Source organism: Neiella litorisoli (genome assembly GCF_014773395.1).
In the GTDB taxonomy this organism is placed as follows: Bacteria; Pseudomonadota; Gammaproteobacteria; order Enterobacterales; family Neiellaceae; genus Neiella; species Neiella litorisoli.
In genome coordinates this window covers 67,049-83,992 of sequence record NZ_JACXAF010000005.1, presented here as the reverse complement: position 1 = coordinate 83,992, position 16,944 = coordinate 67,049, and the positions used below count along the sequence as shown (strand labels likewise).

The window sequence follows — 16,944 nt, the reverse complement described above, 5'->3', positions numbered from 1 at the left end:
TGATCAGTAGCAAAAAAGCAGCCAATTCACTTGGCTGCTTTTTTATTGATTGGGCTCTTCATCGGCGCAACATTCATTCTGAAGAAAGCTCACCATGGCATTAAAACGCTCATCATCGGCGACACAAAATAGTGTTCGGCCCTCGCGTCGCTGACTGATCAACCCCACTGACAGCAAGCCCGACAAATGATGAGATAAAGTAGAGCCCGGCACATTGAGTTTTTGCTGCAAGCTACCGACTGCAACGCCCTGACGACCAGCTCGAACCACCGCATGGTAAACAGCCAAGCGAGTTGGGTGCCCCAATTCTTTCAACGTCTTTGCGACCAATTCCAATTTCATGGCTATGCCTACCTCAACAGGTTTTAATACCACGCCAGCACCGATAATATTTCGATGTTACCAGAAATATATTAGAGTCAGTTGGATTGGCCGATAATTCACTTAAACCACACCAAATCGCATTGCTCAACAAACAGTCATTAATTGATTTCAGTCAACGTAACGATAATTACTCTCATTTGTATTTACTTTAACTTGTGTGACATATATCATTCGCTCCGTATTTGCCCCCGGTGGCGCTGGGGGACTTTCTGGGAGAAGAAGTATGAATAAAAGCACACTTGCAACAGCTGTTTTGCTGGCATTGGTATCGGCATCACATGCTGTGGCCGAGGAAAATCAATCAACTGATCAAGCCGAGCGCATTGAAGTTCGTGGCAGTTATATCAAAGGCTACAATGCCCACTCTGCGAGTGGCGCTTCTAAACTTGAACTACCAATCGTCGAAATCCCGCAGTCAGTTACGGTGATCACTGCTCAGCAAATTGAAGATTTCCGACTAACAGACATCAACGATGTACTCCATGCCGCGACCGGTATTCATGTTGAAAGCATCGAAACCGATCGGACCTACTACACTGCTCGAGGTTTTGATGTCACCAATTTCCAAATTGACGGTGTTGGTTTGCCATTGGCTTATGGCAACAACCAAGCTGGCGATGACACAGTCATTTATGATCGCATTGAAGTGATCTCAGGTGCCAATGGTTTGATGACTGGCGTTGGTAACCCATCGGCCACCGTCAACTATATTCGCAAACGTCCAGGCCAGGACTCCAACCTTGCGATGGCTGGCACCTATGGCAGCTGGGGCAGCACTCGAGTTGAAGTCGATGGTTACACCCAAATCAACGATACCTTTGCTGTTCGCGCCGTTGCCGCCGCCGACAATGCCGAATCCTACTTGGATCGTTACTCCACCGATAAGTACATTGGCTATGTGTTCTTGCAAGCCAATATCAGCGAAAACACCGAGCTATCGATCAGCCACGCCTACACGCGCAACGATGCCGAAGGCAACCTCTGGGGCGCTCTGCCGCTCTACTACACTGATGGCAGTGCAACCAACTATGCTCGCGAAACCAGCACTTCGGCTAACTGGTCAAACTGGGAAGTCACCCGAAACAATACTGTGGTTGAACTCGCTCACCAGTTCAATAATCAATGGAACTTGCGCGCCACTTACTCACACCGTGACCATGATGAAGACAGCGAATTGTTCTACGTTTACGGCACACCCGACAGCGAGACCGAATTGGGCTTATTTGGCTATGCCAGTGAGTACGTGAATGATGAGTCTAGCGACTTGTTTGATATCTACGTCGCCGGTGATTTTGGTCTGTTTGGCCGCGATCATGAAGTCGTAATTGGGGCGACCTACGACACCATGGAGTGGCAGTCGCGCTCGTTGTATGACTACACCACAGGCAATGGTTTCCCTGTAATGCCGGATTTAAACACCTGGAACGGCGACACCCCAAAACCTGTATTTGCTGATGGCGAAACCGGCGCCGATGTTGAACAAACTCAAAAGGCGGTTTATGCCACTGCTCGCTTTGAGTTAGCTGATGGCCTGCACCTAACCACAGGTGGCCGTTATAACGATTGGGAAGTGGATGGGGTTTCTTATGATGTATCGCAAGATGCCAACGCCGATGAGTTCATTCCGTACCTTGGTTTAATCTACCGCGTGTTGCCTGATGTCGTTGCATATGCCAGCTACACCGAGACATTCGTGTCACAAACTGAGCTGGGTATTGATGACAAAACGCTGGATCCGATTACCGGTGAAAGCAAAGAAATCGGCGTCAAAGCGGAATTATTTGGCGGCCGCCTGTTGGCTAGCGCTGCCTACTTCGACATTGAGCAAACCAATGTCGCAGTGGTCCACCCCGATTACGAAGATGCACCACCAACGGAAGTTCGTTATCGCGGTGCCGATGGTATTAGCAGTGACGGGTTCGAATTTCACCTTGCCGGTGAAGTGGTCGAAGGGTTGAACATGAGTGTCGGCTACACCGATTTCAGCATTAGCGGTGATGACATGGTGGCCGACTACACCCCAGAAAAATTATTCAAATTGTCCGCCGTCTATGATGTGCCAATGATCGAAGGCTTTTCTTTCGGTGGCAACATGCGCTGGCAAGATGACATTTCTCGTGTCCAAGGTGTGGTCGGCGAAGGCTTTGCCAATGCCGGTGAAGAGATCGTCACCAAGCAAAGTAGTTATGCCATTGTTGACTTGATGGCTCGTTATCAGTTCAACGACAAAATCTCATTGGCCTTCAATGTCTACAACGTCACCGACGAAAAATACCTCAATAGCCTGTACTGGGCGCAAGGGTATTACGGTGCGCCGGCAAACTACAGCGCAACGTTAATGTGGAAGCTATAAGCAGTCAGCACTAACTCACTGTTAAATACAGGCCTGCTGCCAGTGACGATTCTCGTCGTTATTGGCAACGGGCCTTTTCCGTCACAGGCGGTTTCCTTTTTTGATAACAAATTAAGAACGACAGCATGAGAAAAAAGCTTTTCAAATGGCATTCATATGGCGCAATTATCGCCTTGCTGCCAATTTTCATTGTCTCCATCACCGGCTCAATTCTGGTATTCAAAGTGGAGCTGGACACCCTGCTCCGCCCCGAGCACATGAGTGTTGCCGCACAGCCAAACGCGCCAAGAATGCCGCTCGATCAAATGATGCAGCAAGTCGTCACCACGCATACTGATTTTGAGCTGGCAGGCTGGGAATTATTCGATGATAAGCGACGCTCTGATGCCGGCTACCTGATGATGCGCGGTACCGACGACTGGTACAAAATTTACCTCGATCAGTACCAAGGCAAGCTACTCTCCGAGCCACAACCGATGGGGCACTACCTGACCGATTGGCTACTCGATCTGCATTACACCTTTTTACTGCATACCCAAGGTGCCGTGGTTGGCTTTGTTGTCGCACTGGTGATGCTGTTCCTTGGCATCAGTGGAGTCGTGTTGTACCGCCGCTTTTGGGCAAAATTATTCACCTTGCGGCTCAGTGCCGCCAAACGCATCCTATACAGCGACTTCCACAAATTCACCGGCATTATCAGTTCGCCCGTGTTAATCATCATCGCCTTTACCGGCGCTTACTGGAATTTTGTGGTGCTGCAGCACGAAGCCGAGCATGCCCTCGAAGGGCACCATTACATTGAAGCGCCCTACCACAGCCCCGAGATCTCATTCGAAGCGCTACGACTGCAGGCAGAACAAGAGCTGGCGACCTTCAAAGCTGGCTACCTGAGCATTCCTCACGAGCCGGACGAGCAAATTACCTTCTGGGGCGAAGTGGCCACCGGTAACCCTCTGACCAGCGAATACGCCAGCACGGTGACCTTTGATAAATCAACCGGCGAATTGATTGCCACATTTGATATTCGAGAAGCCAGCAATACGGCGGTCGTATTAGACAGTTTTCGCAAGCTCCATTTTGGTTATTTTGCCGGTTTGCCGAGTCGGATCATCTGGTGTGTGCTGGGCTTGATGCCGGTATTACTGGGCATTACTGGGTTGGTCATGTATTTGATCCGCAAGCGGAAAATAAACGCAGGATAAACTTAATAGGAGATCGCTTTGGTACAGTAAACTCTGTCTAAAGTTGCTGTGCCAAAGCAGCTCAAATCATCCTTCAAGATGGCATTAGGCAGTTCCAGACCATGTTTGCCGTCAACCAATAGACGCTGCTCTGAAGCCCCCCGATAAAGGCTCACGCTGCTACCATCGACTAACTGCCAATCCGATGAATATTCATTGGCATTGGCGCAAATTCGGATCTGGCACGACAACCAACGCTCTCCGAGCTCGCTGATCACTAAGCATTGTTCAGTGCCTTCGCCACATCCTGCTAAGCAGGCATTCGACCAGCCGACAGCCAGTCCTGCAACGAATCCTTTAATAATCTTCGCCATTGACCGCTCCATCACGATTCCCTTTAACACCAAGTTTTACTTCATTGTCATTTATCTGCCACACCATTGTCATCTGCTGTTCATGCCATCGTCACATCGATTTCAAACAATGCGCAGTGACTCACCCAAACAAGAATACAGAGATTAGGGATAGAACAATGCAATTCAAAAAGAATCTGATTTTACTAGGGGTACTATCTGCGCTGGCGCTAACTGGCTGTGACGGAGACGATGGCAAAGATGGCGTCAACGGTACCAATGGTGCTGACGGCGCGCCGGGCATGGACGGTACAAATGGCCAAGATGGCGCCGACGGTAGCGATGGCCAAGACGCCAGTATGGGCGTCGACTTGACCGCAGTTGGTCGTATCGTGTTAAACCAAGGTGCCGCTGATGCTGGTGATTTGGCAGCCGCTGAAATCGTTCAATACCACGCCGCCACGCAAACTATATATGCGGTGAACAGCTCGGAAGACTCAGTGGCGATGATCGACATTTCAGATCTGACCTCAACCGCTTTGAGCGCACCGCTAACAGACAACACCTTGTCTGCAACGTCAATGGATTTGCCAGCTGAAGCTGGCGGAGTGGCACTCGGTGGCGCTAACAGTATTGCTGTTCATGGCGACTTAATGGCGGTCGCCGTTGAAGCTGATTCGCAAGCTGATAACGGTTTTATTGTGTTTTACAACGGCCTGAATGCTGGCGTACCGGCATTTGTTAGCGCTGTTGAAGTTGGCAATCTGCCAGATATGGTGACCTTCACTCCAGACGGCAGCAAAGTAATCGTTGCCAACGAAGGTGAGCCAAGTGACGACTACACCAACGACCCAGAAGGTTCGATTGCGATTATTGCAATCACTGACGGTGCCCCAGCCGCGACTGCCACCATCCTTGATTTCAAAGCCTACAACGGTATGCAGGCGGACCTAGAAGCGATGGGAATGCACTTTCCAAATCCAACCGGCCGCACCATTAATGGCGTCACGATTAATACCACAGTGGCACAAGATTTAGAGCCTGAATACATCACCACATCAGACACCATGGCCTATGTCACGTTGCAAGAAAACAATGGCTTGGCAATTGTCGATTTAACGGACAACAGTGTTGAAATTCGCGGCTTGGGCTTCAAAGACTGGAGTGATTTGTACATTGACGGTACCGAAGATGGCGAAGTGAGCTTCGGCAAATACCCGGGTCTGTATGGCGTTTACATGCCTGACACCATTTCCTCATTCAGCTGGAATGGCGCCATGTTCCTCGTCACAGCTAATGAAGGTGATGCTCGCGAGTACATCTTTGGTGCTGATGACGAAGCAAGTTGTTTAGCTGCTGGCGGCATGGAGTTTGATGACGGTGATTGCCTTGCTTTCACTGAAGAAAGCAAAGTGAAAAAGCTCGATGCCGAACCGGGCAGTGAGCTTGAAACACTGCAAGCAATGGGCGTGATCGAAGATCTGAAAGTGACCAATGCTTTAGGTGATGCCGATGGCGATGGTGAATACGATGCTGCCTACACCTATGGCGCTCGCTCATTCACCATCTGGGATCAAAATGGCATGGTGGTGTTTGATTCAGGCGATGACATGGAGCGTATTACCGCAGCGGTTCATGGCGCAGCGTTTAACAACACCGACGATGAAAACGCCAATGACGATCGCTCAGAAAACAAAGGCCCAGAGCCAGAAGCGCTGACCGTCGGCACCTTAAACAATCGCACCTATGCTTTCGTTGGCTTGGAGCGCACCGGTGGGGTAATGGTTTACGATATCACCAACCCGTACAACGCGTTCTTCGTCAACTACGTCAATAACCGTGACTTCACCGAAGGCTTCAATATTGACGACAACGCCGAGCAAATGGGTGACCTGGCACCGGAGAGTTTAGTCTTCGTTGAGCAAGCAGATAGCCCAACAGGCAACGCATTACTGCTTGTGGGTAACGAAGTCAGTGGCTCGCTGACCGTTTGGCAAGTGACGCCAAACTAAGTTATTGCCCTCAACAAATATGCAAAAGGCCTCCAATTGGAGGCCTTTTTGTTAGCAGAACTTGTCGTTACAGTGTTGTCACCACATCGTCTAAATCAAGACGCGCCTTTGGCAAGCCGTGGTTATAGTCTTCCGACTCCAAGTGATAGCCCATTGCCAATGCCACTTCACACACATGGCCATCGAGCTCTTGGTTAAATTCCTTACCGATTAACTCTGGGTCAACGCCTTCCATCGGCGTTGAGTCAATACCCAAGCGCGCGAGCACGTGCAGCAAGTTACCTAAGGCAATGTAGACCTGAGCTTTGGTCCAACTGCCATTAAAACCTGTTTCATCGGTATTGGCTTCAGCGAACGCATAAGCGCCCATCATTTGGTCATACATTTCTTTTGGTAAATGACCAGAGGCAACTTCGGCATCGACACGTTTGGCGTATTTTTCCTTGGTGAACTTGGGATCATAAGCGAACAAGATGGTATGCGATGCCGCTTTAGCATGGGGCTGATTAAACTGGTGCATGTTGGCAAAGGTATCGTGAAAACGCTGTTTTGCCGCATCAGACTCAATCACGATGAATTTCCACGGCTGCGAGTTAATCGACGAAGCCGACATCCGTAATGCTTCTTTGATCACCTTAATATCTTCTTCCGAGATACGCTTACTTGGATCGTACTTCTTGGCGGTATAGCGGGCGTTCAAATCTCGGATAATTGGGTGAGTCATGATAATTCCTCAAGTTGTCAGGCAGACGGAGCGATGAATGCAGGTAAATTTAGTCCTGAATGAGCGCGACAACAACTGAGCAACCAACAGAAATACTTTCAACAAAAAATTGATAATTTCGATAAGAATAGATTTTTAGGCATCAATTTATTGAATAACCAATACTGCGCTAGGGCAGTTTGAGTTCCCACCAAGCTGACGGAGCACAAACGCCGCCAGCTTAGAAACAACAAGGGTTAAAACTCAATCAGCTGAGTTAATGGCGCCGCGGCGCCGAGTTTAGCACTGCGCTCAGACGGCAGCGCATTGGCAACAAACAACTGATACTTGCCCTGCAATGGCACTGATTTGCCGTTGTCATCGACTCGCGTCAGTGCTGATTTGGCAATCACAAACTCATGCTGAACCCGTTGCCCAGCAGCAACATCGAGGCGCTTAAAGGCTTTCAATTCAAACAAGGCTTCCTGCGCTTTCGGCTCAACTGGCGCTAAGTACAGCTGAGCAACATCACTACCATCTCGCTGACTACTATTTCGCAACTCGAAACTTACTCGGTAAGCACTATCATCTTGTTCAATGGCCAAATTGCGGTATTCAAACGCGGAATACGACAAACCAAAGCCAAATGGGAACAGCGGCTCCTTGGTCATGAATTTGTAGGTGCGGCCTTGCATCCGGTAATCATCGTATGGAGGCAACTGAGCCACCGACTTCGGAAATGTCAGCGGCAGATGTCCCGACGGATTAGCATCACCAAACAACACATCCGCCACCGCATTACCACCTTGCTCGCCGGGATACCAAACTTGGACAATGGCATCGGCTAAATCGTACAGCTCGCCCAACGCGACAGGGCTGCCACTGGCCACCACCAGCACCAACGGCCCCTTTTTGTTTTCAGCCAGCTGCTTGACGTAGTTGATTTGGTTTTGCGGTAACTGCAAATCAATCCGATCACCTTTGTGGGCAGAAGCAATGGCATCGACTTCTTCACCTTCCATATCGGCAGAGATGCCAACGACAGCAATGACTGCATCGGCGGTTTTGGCCACGAAAGGCGCCCAGTTTTTCGGGTTCTTATTGTCATTAAACGGCAGAGCTCCCATCCGATAGTTCAATGCAGAGCCCATGGACACCTTGTTGGCGATGCCTTCTAAAATAGTCACCATGTTGCCGGAGATACCGTAGTAATTGGCCATCAACACATCGCTGGAGGCCGCAAATGGACCCGTGACATAAGGCACCTTGATATCTTTGGCGAGCGGTAAAACATGATTGTTGTTTTTCAGCAACACGATGGACTTAGCCGCCACTTCTTTAGCCAAAGCCACGTGTTCCGGCGAGTTAATCACATCAGCTGGGATTTGGTTATACGGGTTTGATTCTGCCGTATCGAACAAGCCCAGCTTAAATCGCAGGCGATACAGCTCCTGCAACCGCTCGTCAATGGTGTTTTCTGATACCAAGCCTTGCTCAACAGCTTGTTTTAGCGCGGCGTTGTATGTGAAACCACAGTTCAAACTGACACCACCATTGAGTGCAGCAGCAGCGGCCTGCTCAGGGGTTTTAACCGCTTTGTGACCATGATGGATGTCATACAGCGCACCACAATCAGACACCAAATAACCATCAAACTGCCACTGCTGTTTGAGTAGCTCGTTGAGTAATAGATCAGAGCTACAAGCAGGCTCGCCATAGACAGCGTTATAAGCGCACATGACTCCTGCCACCTTAGATTTAGTGACCAAATGAGCAAAGGCTGGCAAGTAGGTTTCGTGCAAATCTTTTGCCGTCGGCTTGGCATCAAAAGAGTGACGCAACGCCTCTGGGCCAGAATGAACACCAAAGTGTTTAGCGGCGGCAGTCGCTTTCAGATACTTTGGGTCATCTCCTTGAATCCCGCGGACAAACGCATCGGCCATCAGTGACGTCAATAAAGGCGACTCGCCAAAGGTCTCCTGCCCTCTTCCCCAACGCGGATCACGAAAGATGTTCACGTTGGGACTCCAGAAGGTCAGTCCGGTGTATTTTTCCCGGTTCCCCATAGCCTGAGAGATGTTGAACTTGGCCCGCGCTTCGGTGGAGATGGCATCGGCCATCCGAAACGACAGCTCAGGATCAAAGGTTGCAGCCAAGCCTATGATCTGCGGAAACACCGTAGCTTTGCCGTTTCTCGCAACACCATGTAAGGCTTCATTCCACCAGTTGTACTTAACGATTCCAAGACGCTCAATGGCAGGGCTCTCGTCCGATAACTGGCTGATCTTTTCATCCAGTGTCATGGCATCAATTAACGCCGCGCTGCGCTGTTCGAAGCTTAATGATTGGTCACGCCAAGCATCTTCTTGAGCGACTACGGGATTAGCGAGAGCCATCAGCGTTAAACATGCAAGAGCCATCAGCGCAGAACATGCAACAGCCACCAGCTTAAAACTTGAAACAAAATTCATCGGTTACAACTCCCTCTAGCTCAGCTTATTCGCGCCAGTATTTTCTTGCTGATGAATAGTCACCGGCCAGCCATCGAACTGATTGCTGGCTTTACCATCAGTGGCATCAACCATGAACTTATAGGCTTCGAGGGTGTAGGTTTTAGCGTCAGTATCAATCGACACAAAACCAAAACCACTGCTGCGTTCGTGGGCTCGAACATAACGATTGCGCGCTTCGCTCACCACAGGGTTACCCACGGCATAGACGTAGTTTTTGTTGCCAAAACTGTCGAGGTACTCACCGGTGTTGGCTAAACCATGTTGCGGCCGATTTCGATTGTTGAGGCCAACACTATCGGGCAACCACCAACGCTGCCACCCCACGGCAATAGCCGGTGTACAGAACGCCCAATTACTATCGCGCTGCTGGTTGACGCCATACTGCGACAGACTCGGCAAGTGGGTATCGCCACATAAATGCAGTGCTTTTGATGCTTTGATCGCTTCAATGGCCCGATTGCGCGCCGATGCTGGCCAGCCATTACTATCGAAATCGTACTTGAGGTAGTAATCGGCTTTCCATTGGTGCGTTGCTAGGCTGGCAAAGATGGTTTGGCTAAGTAGCACTTTCATCTTATGGCCGCGCCAATCCTCGCTCCACTGCTGTAAAAACTGCTCTTGGCGTTCGCCAAGTAACGACAGCGACGGATCGTCAAATGCCGGGTTAAAGTGGTTTGGCTCTTCATCGTTGCCCGAAGTACCGACGATAATATCCAGATGCTCCGGACCGCTTTTCCATTGTCGATCGGCAACAATGGCAAAGCTGACATCGCCGTAAATCATTTCACCATAGTAAACGCTCATGCCACGTTTAGCTGGCGTCGGATCATGCGGCTGCATGTGGTGCGCAGTATGGGTTCGATGCACCGCATTCACCATACGCACCGGCTCAATGTAACCGCCGGTTTTATCCACCGTATCCTCGGCAATGGCACGTTCAGGCATTGGCGAGCCGCCCTCGCCCCACAAGTTGCCTTGCAAGACATCGTGATCATCTGGCAAACATACAGTTGGCTGGTTGCGCATGGCGTCGCCAAAGGCCCAGCCAAACTGATAGAACTTACGCAAGTAGTTAAGAATGGCAGGGGCAGCTGGAGCCCGAACCACACCAAAGCCGCCATGGGATTCATAGAGTTGGTCGCCAGAGAAGAACACCAGATCTGGGTCCATCTTGACGACGTTGTTAGCGACTGGCTCATATGGAAAAGCGTAGTCATTTTGGCAAGTCAGACCGGCCATTCTGAGGGGGCGACCGACAGGATTAGCCTTGATCACGCCTTCATAAATATCGGGTAACTCAGAGCCATCAACAAGCTGCTCGCGATAAATCACTCGGTATGGCGTTTGTTGCTTTTCATTCCAATTATTGATGCGGAACGTCGCGGTCCAAGCATCTGGATCGAGCGTTGCAGTGCCAACCGATTGCCACTTTCCATCCTGTTGAACTTGCAATTCAACTTGGTGATTGTCTTGTTCACCCATCGGACCGGTCAAGGCGCTAAGGCTCATGACAAAGCCCTGCTCTGAGCGCGAGTCGCTCAGGGTATACATGGTCCAGAGAATTGGACCAAATTTTTGCTCTGGTTTGTTATTGAATGCCGCACCAGACAAATGCCAATCACTAAAGCGATAGCGCCCTTCTGAGGTCTTGGCATCATCTCCATACTCAACCACAGGAATGGTGAAATTGCTCACCACCGCAACATTACCCACAATATCTTCCGCGGCCAGTAAATGTTCTAACTCGCCAATCAACTCATTGCTGCTAACTAAACGAACTTGCAACTTAAGCGCTGAGCTACCAACCTGTGGCGTGCCAGTTAGGGTTAACTCAATGGCTTGATCGGCGATCGCTTGGTTGAGCTTGCCGCGCTTATTGCCGATCACTAATTCGTCGCCCACTACACCAGCATCAACACCATTTTGAGCAAAGACGTTGCTGCGGTATTCGTTGAGTTCGCTACGGACACCGATGCGGATGCTAGCGCCACCGTCATTACTACCAACATCAAGCTGCTGCAGACGAGTGGTAATGGTGAAGCGCTGTTTTGGATCAACCAGCTGGTGAGTCAACAAATGAACTGAGCGGTTGCCACCGTTGTCGATGCACTCCGCACCGCCGTCAATCAAGCGCCAATCTTCCATTGGATTGGCCCAGTACTCGCCCCCCAACCACACTCGATTATGGCGCTGACGCCAACCATCGACCACGGTTCGAGTCAGTGGCGCACGATCCGTTGTGTCTTTGCTAACGGCGCCCTTGTTAAAGGCATTGTTGTTAAGGGCTCCGCTGCGACTGATACAGCCAGCGGTTGTTGTCGCCACCCCAGCGGCCAGAATTTTCAATGCGTCTCGACGGGAAAATTGCTTTGTCATGGGAATCCTTATTTTTTCAATTGCGCGGGGCGGTTATTGCGGCGGTGATAGCGGCGCTGATACATATCGCCGTGAAGTGCTTTGGCAGCTTTGATCATGGCTTCATAGGGCACATCAGCAACGGTGACAAAACCGACGTTGTAGTTTTCACCATCGTACGCACGGCCGGTCAGCGGCGAGTCCATGTATTGGAACCAATGAGCGCCAACAAAGTAGTCGTTGTCGAATACCGAGTTCATATAGTCTTGGTACATGCGTGCTCGGTCAGTTTGATTCGCGGCGTAAACAAGGCCTGGGTGGTAGTAACCAGAATCTACTGCGCCAAAGTGGAACTCTCCGATCATGATGGGTTTGTCGAGCGCTGGTAAAAATGACCATTTGCCCTCAGTCACACCTTGCTTGTAGTTGTTAAAACTCACCACATCAGAATATTTAGCTGACGCTGCAACCACTTCTTTTGGCATGCCCCAATCAGCAAAACGAACACCAAAGTACATGTGATTAGGCAGGTGCTGTTTCAGCGCAGCGCGAACAATGCGGAAATACTGCTCGGCATAAGTGGTCAGCAACAAACTGTAATCTGCTTCGCGTTCAGCAGACAATTGGCTGTCAAAATCGCCTTGGTCAAACGCTTGCCATGAATCAAAGTCGGTTGCCCAAACGGCGTTGAGTTTATCGATATCTGCGTATTTGGCTTTCATGACCCGAGTAAACTCAGCTTTGGTTGGCACCTCAGCACCAGATCGAGTCAAGGTGTTGATCACGATCCCTAGCTCGGTCTGACGTGAGTTCGCCCGCCCCCAACTTTTTTCGTTATCAATGAAGACGCCGACACACCAAGGCGAACCTTGAGTTTCATCGGCAATGGTCTTTAGGGTAACATCGGCTCGGCGGGCAAATTCTGGGTCAAATACATCAGGCAGCGGACGCCAAAAATCAGAGCCGCTGGACACGGTTTTAAAGTCGCCGATAATCCAGCCATTGGCAAAGTACGGCACTTTAGTGGTGTCATAAAACATCGGATCGGTCCAGTTGCCGAGTGAGGTAAAGCCCCAGTTCAGCATCCGATCAATGGTGACTTGTTTCCAATCCTGCAGGAATGAGTTCGGTGAGCTTTCGCCGTACTTACGCTCTAGGTTGGCACTATAGAAGCTATAAACTTCGCCGCTTTTGATGGGCCCGGAATGGACATCCTTGCGATAGCCGAAGTGATTGCCAAGCGGCTCATCGTAACTCGCAGGCAGCCATTCAAACATGTTGGCGCGAGTTGGCGACATTAGAGTACGGGTTTTCTGCGCCGCTTGATTAACCGGGTTCAGCCCTTGCGAATCTTCTGGCGTGACATCTTCGCTATCGCGGCTTTGCAGCGTCTTCTCATCGAAACCGTAACCTGTCATGGTGGTGGAATTGGCCAAACGAATAATGTCAACGCCGGTCGCCAAATAGAGGTAACCTTCAGGGTCAACCAACCACCATTTACCATCGACTTTTTCAGTCCGGAAATACCCTGTTGCCTGCAACTTCGGGCCGGCTTTCCAACCGCTGAATTTGGAGCGTTCAGCCATCAGAGCGCCATTATTTAGGGCTAGAAGTTCAGCATCCTTTTTGGCTATTAACTCAGCTTCCGAATGCACTTTCTCGGCAAACTCAGCGTTGGGGTTTTGACCAAACTTATCGACAATGCCAACTAGGAAATCAGTATCCATCGGAGGGTTCGCTTCTAAGCGAATGTTATCGAGGGTGATTTCTGTATCGTGGAGGTTGTATTCGGTGCGCAGTACAATGCGGCGAATGCCCGCTAAATCGAGATTCTTGGTGCCCCACATCCATACCATTTGAGTATCGTCGCTTTGCCAAGTCTCAGGGTTGGAGCGCAGGCCAGAGCTTAAATTGAGTTCAATGGATTGATCTTCGTTGTTACTGGCAGAACCAATATCGTGACCATCCATTTTGCTGTAATACGACTGGCTGCCGCCAACCGGAATATTGATGGCGCGGGTATACGACTGGCCCTGACTATCTTCAATGCTGACAAACAAAAAGGTTGAATAATCACCCTGGTTGGCGATATCAAACACCAGACTGAAATCCTGATATTCACTCCAGTCAAATGGCTGCTCTGGCACGATGGCAACTGCATTATGCTCATCAGTTTTCGACGAGAACTGCACCCGAAGACCATACTCGCCCGAGGTCACCATACCCTCGTTGGATACAAAACTGGTTGTCGCATTGTGGAGTTGAAAGGATTCGGGGATCACCTGTTGCTCAAAATCAAACAAACGCGCTAGCACTTGCGAGCCTTGCTTTTCAGTGATTTTTTGCCTCTCTGAGGCGCTTTCAGGGAGGCTGCCCGAATGGTCGACAGGTGCCGACTCGTCTGCTTTTTGACAGCTCAGTAAAACTAGCGATGAACACAGCAATAGCACATGGCTACCGGCTCTCATGAGTTGCATAAGACGATCTCACTAACGGTTGTATGGGTTCGTAAAAACAAAGCGTTAGCGCCGAGTGTAGCGGTAACATTTTTGTTAACAGGTGAAGTTCTGGGCCTACGCTACCCACTCGTTATGTTAATTGTCAACAATCGCCAATTGATAATGATAACTGACCGTCATTTTTGATCCGAGCCTAACGACTTTGGGATGGGTTCGATTGAGGTTGGCGCTGGCGGTATTTTCGGAGAATTTGTTGGTAAATCGCTTTGCTTTCGGGTTTAGCCAATAACCTGTCCAGCACTTGTTGCCGTTGCGCAGAGGCAACTACCGCAGGACTAAACGCGGTGTAAAACGGGTTGGCCGACAGGCAGCCTGCCTGCGCCATTGAATCTTGTGCCGCTGAGGTCAGATTAAATGCCACCACATTAGGATCTTCGATTAGCAAGTCGATGCGCTTAAGCCGCAACATTTCGGCCAGCGACGACAGTGAGTTTTCGTGAGCAACAGAAACCACCGATGCGCTGTTTTTATGATCTGCAATATAGCTATCGAGCGGCTCGCCATAACCATAATCCTGAATCACGCCAAGCCGAAGGTCACTTAAATCTTCAATCTGAATGTAACGTGCTGAATCGCCTTTGCGGCGATAAAAACACATCTGATAATCACCCGACTGCTGGCCGGTAAAAATAAATGTCGGGGCTTCTTCTGGCACCGCGGTTAACAAGCCATCGAAGCGGCCTTTCTCGGTCATGCGAATGGCTCGGGTCCAAGGCAGGATAGTGACGGTTAGCTGGATCTGTTCAGTGCCCAGCAACGTGCGGATGTATTCAACCGCGATCCCTGGGTATTCATCATCACCACAAATGTAAGGGCACCAGTGAGCTGCCGCCATGTGCCAAGATTGTTGCTGGACGCTGCCATGGGGCTCGGCTTGCGACTGAGACACCGCAGTGCTTATCCCCCACAACAAGAGTAAATTGGCAACGACTTTAATCAATGAATAACCCTATCACTATTGGCCTAATCAGGCATCGACTACTGCTATTGGACCCAGCGTTGGGACAATAATTCCCCCAGCGGACCACACTACCACTATAGAGCTGAATCGAAGCTGACAACTGCGAAGGTCTCAAATCGACGCTAAAGCTGCCATGATTGGTGCCCTAAGCGCTCGACAAACCAAGCCAGAGCTTTGCCAGCTTGTTGCTTTCGCCATGCCATTAACAGGGGTTGTGCAGGGCGATGAAACGCACAGGGTTTACGCACTAACTGGCCAGCCGAGATCAGTGGGGCGGCCAGATGTCTGGGCACAAAACCAACACCAAGGCCAAGCCGCTGGGCTTCTATTTTCGATTCCATGGAATTGACCTTGAGCACCTGCCTTGCTTTAAATAAGCCACTGTCTCTGACAGGCAGGCGTTGGGAGGTATCAGCCACCACAACCGCAGGAAACTGGCGAAGCTGCTCAACATCAATGACACCCGCATTGGCGGCGAGTGGATGCTCTGGCGCCACCACAAAATCAAACTCGAGCAAGCCAATCGCTTTGGTGTGAAACAAACCTTTGGGCAACTCGCCCGACGCCCCGATCACGATGTCCGCGCGTTGACTATGCAAAGCATCCCAACCGCCACCGAGTACTTCAACGCCCAGACTGATATCGACGGGGGGCTGATTTTGCAGGAATTCGTTGACCACAGCAAACAACGGAGCCGGAGGGATCACGGTATCGCGAGCAATGCGCAACTCACTTTCCCAGCCCGATTCCAATTGCTTCACCGAGTCCACCATGCGCTGGGTTGCCAACAAAATATCGCGGCCCTGCTCTAACACCAATTTGCCAGCAGGTGTCAGCTGCGCACGCTGGCCTGTACGGTCAAATAATTGGCTACCGATGTCTTGTTCAAGTTTTCTGATGGTGTAAGTCAACGCGGAGGGAACTTTGTACAAAGCGGCAGCAGCGGCGGCAAAACTGCCATGCTGATCAATCGCATCCAGCGCTTTTAGCGCCTCAATTGAAATACCAGAAAACATCGGCGGCCACCAAATTCAAATAATTTGAAGACTCACTTCAACATGTTCCGATTTTTTATTCAAGAAGGCTCTTCTAACATGCCTGATATCGTTTGAGACAAAGCCTCAAACACATTCACAAATCATGAAAAAATTTGAGGACAGCACCATGAAAACACTCATTCAAAAAGTATCAGCTTCAAACGCCGGTATTGCACCCATCGCCCTGCGCATTCCGGTTGGGATTATTTTCGCCGCACATGGTGGGCAAAAACTATTTGGCTGGTTTGGCGGTTATGGGCTGGATGGCACCGGTCAGTGGATGGATTCAATTGGCCTAAGTCCGGGATATCTGATGGCTTTACTTGCCGGTAGTGCAGAGTTCTTCGCAGGACTTTTGATTGTAATGGGCTTGCTGACCCGCCCAGCAGCAGTGGCGCTAGCATTGACCATGGTAGTGGCCATTTTCTCGGTTCATATCGGCAATGGCCTGTTTATGGCCAACAATGGTTATGAATTTGGCTTGGCGCTGCTCGCAGCGAGCGTCTCATTGGCACTATCAGGCTCTGGTCGATTCGCCATTGATCAAACCATCGCCAAGCGTTTGGCGTAATA

Annotated in this window: 12 protein-coding genes; 4 read left to right on the top strand and 8 right to left on the bottom strand. The window is 50.2% G+C overall.

The annotated features are described in order from the left end of the window. Positions 1 to 42 precede the first annotated feature (42 nt). Positions 43 to 342 carry an ArsR/SmtB family transcription factor gene (locus IC617_RS05075; RefSeq protein ID WP_191143899.1) on the bottom strand — a complete coding sequence of 100 codons (300 nt, stop codon included), beginning with the start codon at positions 340 to 342 and terminating at the stop codon, positions 43 to 45. Between the two features lie 265 nt (positions 343 to 607). Here IC617_RS05075 and IC617_RS05070 point away from each other — a divergent pair, with 265 nt between their 5' ends. Together IC617_RS05070 and IC617_RS05065 are read left to right on the top strand one after the other, a co-directional pair. After that, a complete protein-coding gene (locus tag IC617_RS05070) occupies positions 608 to 2,737 on the top strand; it encodes a TonB-dependent siderophore receptor (RefSeq protein WP_191143898.1) in 2,130 nt (709 codons plus the stop codon). A 125-nt stretch (positions 2,738 to 2,862) separates the two neighbouring features. Continuing rightward, positions 2,863 to 3,939 carry a PepSY-associated TM helix domain-containing protein gene (locus tag IC617_RS05065; RefSeq protein ID WP_191143897.1) on the top strand — a complete coding sequence of 359 codons (1,077 nt, stop codon included), beginning with the start codon at positions 2,863 to 2,865 and terminating at the stop codon, positions 3,937 to 3,939. A gap of 2 nt (positions 3,940 to 3,941) precedes the next feature. Here the strand turns inward: IC617_RS05065 and IC617_RS05060 are convergent, their stop codons facing one another. Further along, positions 3,942 to 4,292 carry a hypothetical protein gene (locus tag IC617_RS05060; RefSeq protein ID WP_191143896.1) on the bottom strand — a complete coding sequence of 117 codons (351 nt, stop codon included), beginning with the start codon at positions 4,290 to 4,292 and terminating at the stop codon, positions 3,942 to 3,944. A gap of 158 nt (positions 4,293 to 4,450) precedes the next feature. Between IC617_RS05060 and IC617_RS05055 the strand changes: the two genes are divergently transcribed. Then, on the top strand, positions 4,451 to 6,283 hold the full coding sequence (locus IC617_RS05055; protein ID WP_191143895.1) for a choice-of-anchor I family protein: 1,833 nt from the start codon (positions 4,451 to 4,453) through the stop codon (positions 6,281 to 6,283). Between the two features lie 67 nt (positions 6,284 to 6,350). Here the strand turns inward: IC617_RS05055 and IC617_RS05050 are convergent, their stop codons facing one another. The 6 genes from IC617_RS05050 to IC617_RS05025 all read right to left on the bottom strand — a co-directional run bounded on the left by IC617_RS05050 (position 6,351) and on the right by IC617_RS05025 (position 16,350). Beyond that, on the bottom strand, positions 6,351 to 7,007 hold the full coding sequence (locus IC617_RS05050; protein ID WP_191143894.1) for an NAD(P)H-dependent oxidoreductase: 657 nt from the start codon (positions 7,005 to 7,007) through the stop codon (positions 6,351 to 6,353). A gap of 236 nt (positions 7,008 to 7,243) precedes the next feature. Beyond that, entirely contained in the window at positions 7,244 to 9,457 is a 2,214-nt protein-coding gene (locus tag IC617_RS05045; RefSeq protein WP_224745807.1) for a glycoside hydrolase family 3 C-terminal domain-containing protein, read from the bottom strand. Positions 9,458 to 9,472: 15 nt separating this feature from the next. Then, positions 9,473 to 11,875: an alkaline phosphatase D family protein gene (locus IC617_RS05040; protein ID WP_191143893.1), complete on the bottom strand. Its 2,403-nt coding sequence runs from the start codon at positions 11,873 to 11,875 to the stop codon at positions 9,473 to 9,475. Between the two features lie 8 nt (positions 11,876 to 11,883). Beyond that, positions 11,884 to 14,331, bottom strand: coding sequence for a beta-galactosidase (locus tag IC617_RS05035; protein ID WP_224745806.1), 2,448 nt, complete (start codon positions 14,329 to 14,331; stop codon positions 11,884 to 11,886). Between the two features lie 175 nt (positions 14,332 to 14,506). Further along, on the bottom strand, positions 14,507 to 15,262 hold the full coding sequence (locus IC617_RS05030) for a substrate-binding periplasmic protein (RefSeq protein ID WP_191143892.1): 756 nt from the start codon (positions 15,260 to 15,262) through the stop codon (positions 14,507 to 14,509). Between the two features lie 194 nt (positions 15,263 to 15,456). Then, complete coding sequence (locus IC617_RS05025) at positions 15,457 to 16,350, bottom strand: LysR family transcriptional regulator (protein ID WP_191143891.1); 894 nt, start codon at positions 16,348 to 16,350, stop codon at positions 15,457 to 15,459. A 148-nt stretch (positions 16,351 to 16,498) separates the two neighbouring features. On the opposite strand from IC617_RS05025, the gene IC617_RS05020 reads away from it, so the two are divergent. Further along, on the top strand, positions 16,499 to 16,942 hold the full coding sequence (locus tag IC617_RS05020; protein ID WP_191143890.1) for a DoxX family protein: 444 nt from the start codon (positions 16,499 to 16,501) through the stop codon (positions 16,940 to 16,942). The last annotated feature ends 2 nt before the right edge of the window (positions 16,943 to 16,944 follow it).

Excerpts from the sequence above, each read along its gene's own strand:
- IC617_RS05075 (WP_191143899.1), bottom strand. The coding sequence starts at position 342 with ATGAAATTGGAATTGGTCGCAAAGACGTTGAAAGAATTGGGGCACCCA.
- IC617_RS05070 (WP_191143898.1), top strand. The coding sequence starts at position 608 with ATGAATAAAAGCACACTTGCAACAGCTGTTTTGCTGGCATTGGTATCG.
- IC617_RS05065 (WP_191143897.1), top strand. The coding sequence starts at position 2,863 with ATGAGAAAAAAGCTTTTCAAATGGCATTCATATGGCGCAATTATCGCC.
- IC617_RS05060 (WP_191143896.1), bottom strand. The coding sequence starts at position 4,292 with ATGGCGAAGATTATTAAAGGATTCGTTGCAGGACTGGCTGTCGGCTGG.
- IC617_RS05055 (WP_191143895.1), top strand. The coding sequence starts at position 4,451 with ATGCAATTCAAAAAGAATCTGATTTTACTAGGGGTACTATCTGCGCTG.
- IC617_RS05050 (WP_191143894.1), bottom strand. The coding sequence starts at position 7,007 with ATGACTCACCCAATTATCCGAGATTTGAACGCCCGCTATACCGCCAAG.
- IC617_RS05045 (WP_224745807.1), bottom strand. The coding sequence starts at position 9,457 with ATGAATTTTGTTTCAAGTTTTAAGCTGGTGGCTGTTGCATGTTCTGCG.
- IC617_RS05040 (WP_191143893.1), bottom strand. The coding sequence starts at position 11,875 with ATGACAAAGCAATTTTCCCGTCGAGACGCATTGAAAATTCTGGCCGCT.
- IC617_RS05035 (WP_224745806.1), bottom strand. The coding sequence starts at position 14,331 with ATGCAACTCATGAGAGCCGGTAGCCATGTGCTATTGCTGTGTTCATCG.
- IC617_RS05025 (WP_191143891.1), bottom strand. The coding sequence starts at position 16,350 with ATGTTTTCTGGTATTTCAATTGAGGCGCTAAAAGCGCTGGATGCGATT.
- IC617_RS05020 (WP_191143890.1), top strand. The coding sequence starts at position 16,499 with ATGAAAACACTCATTCAAAAAGTATCAGCTTCAAACGCCGGTATTGCA.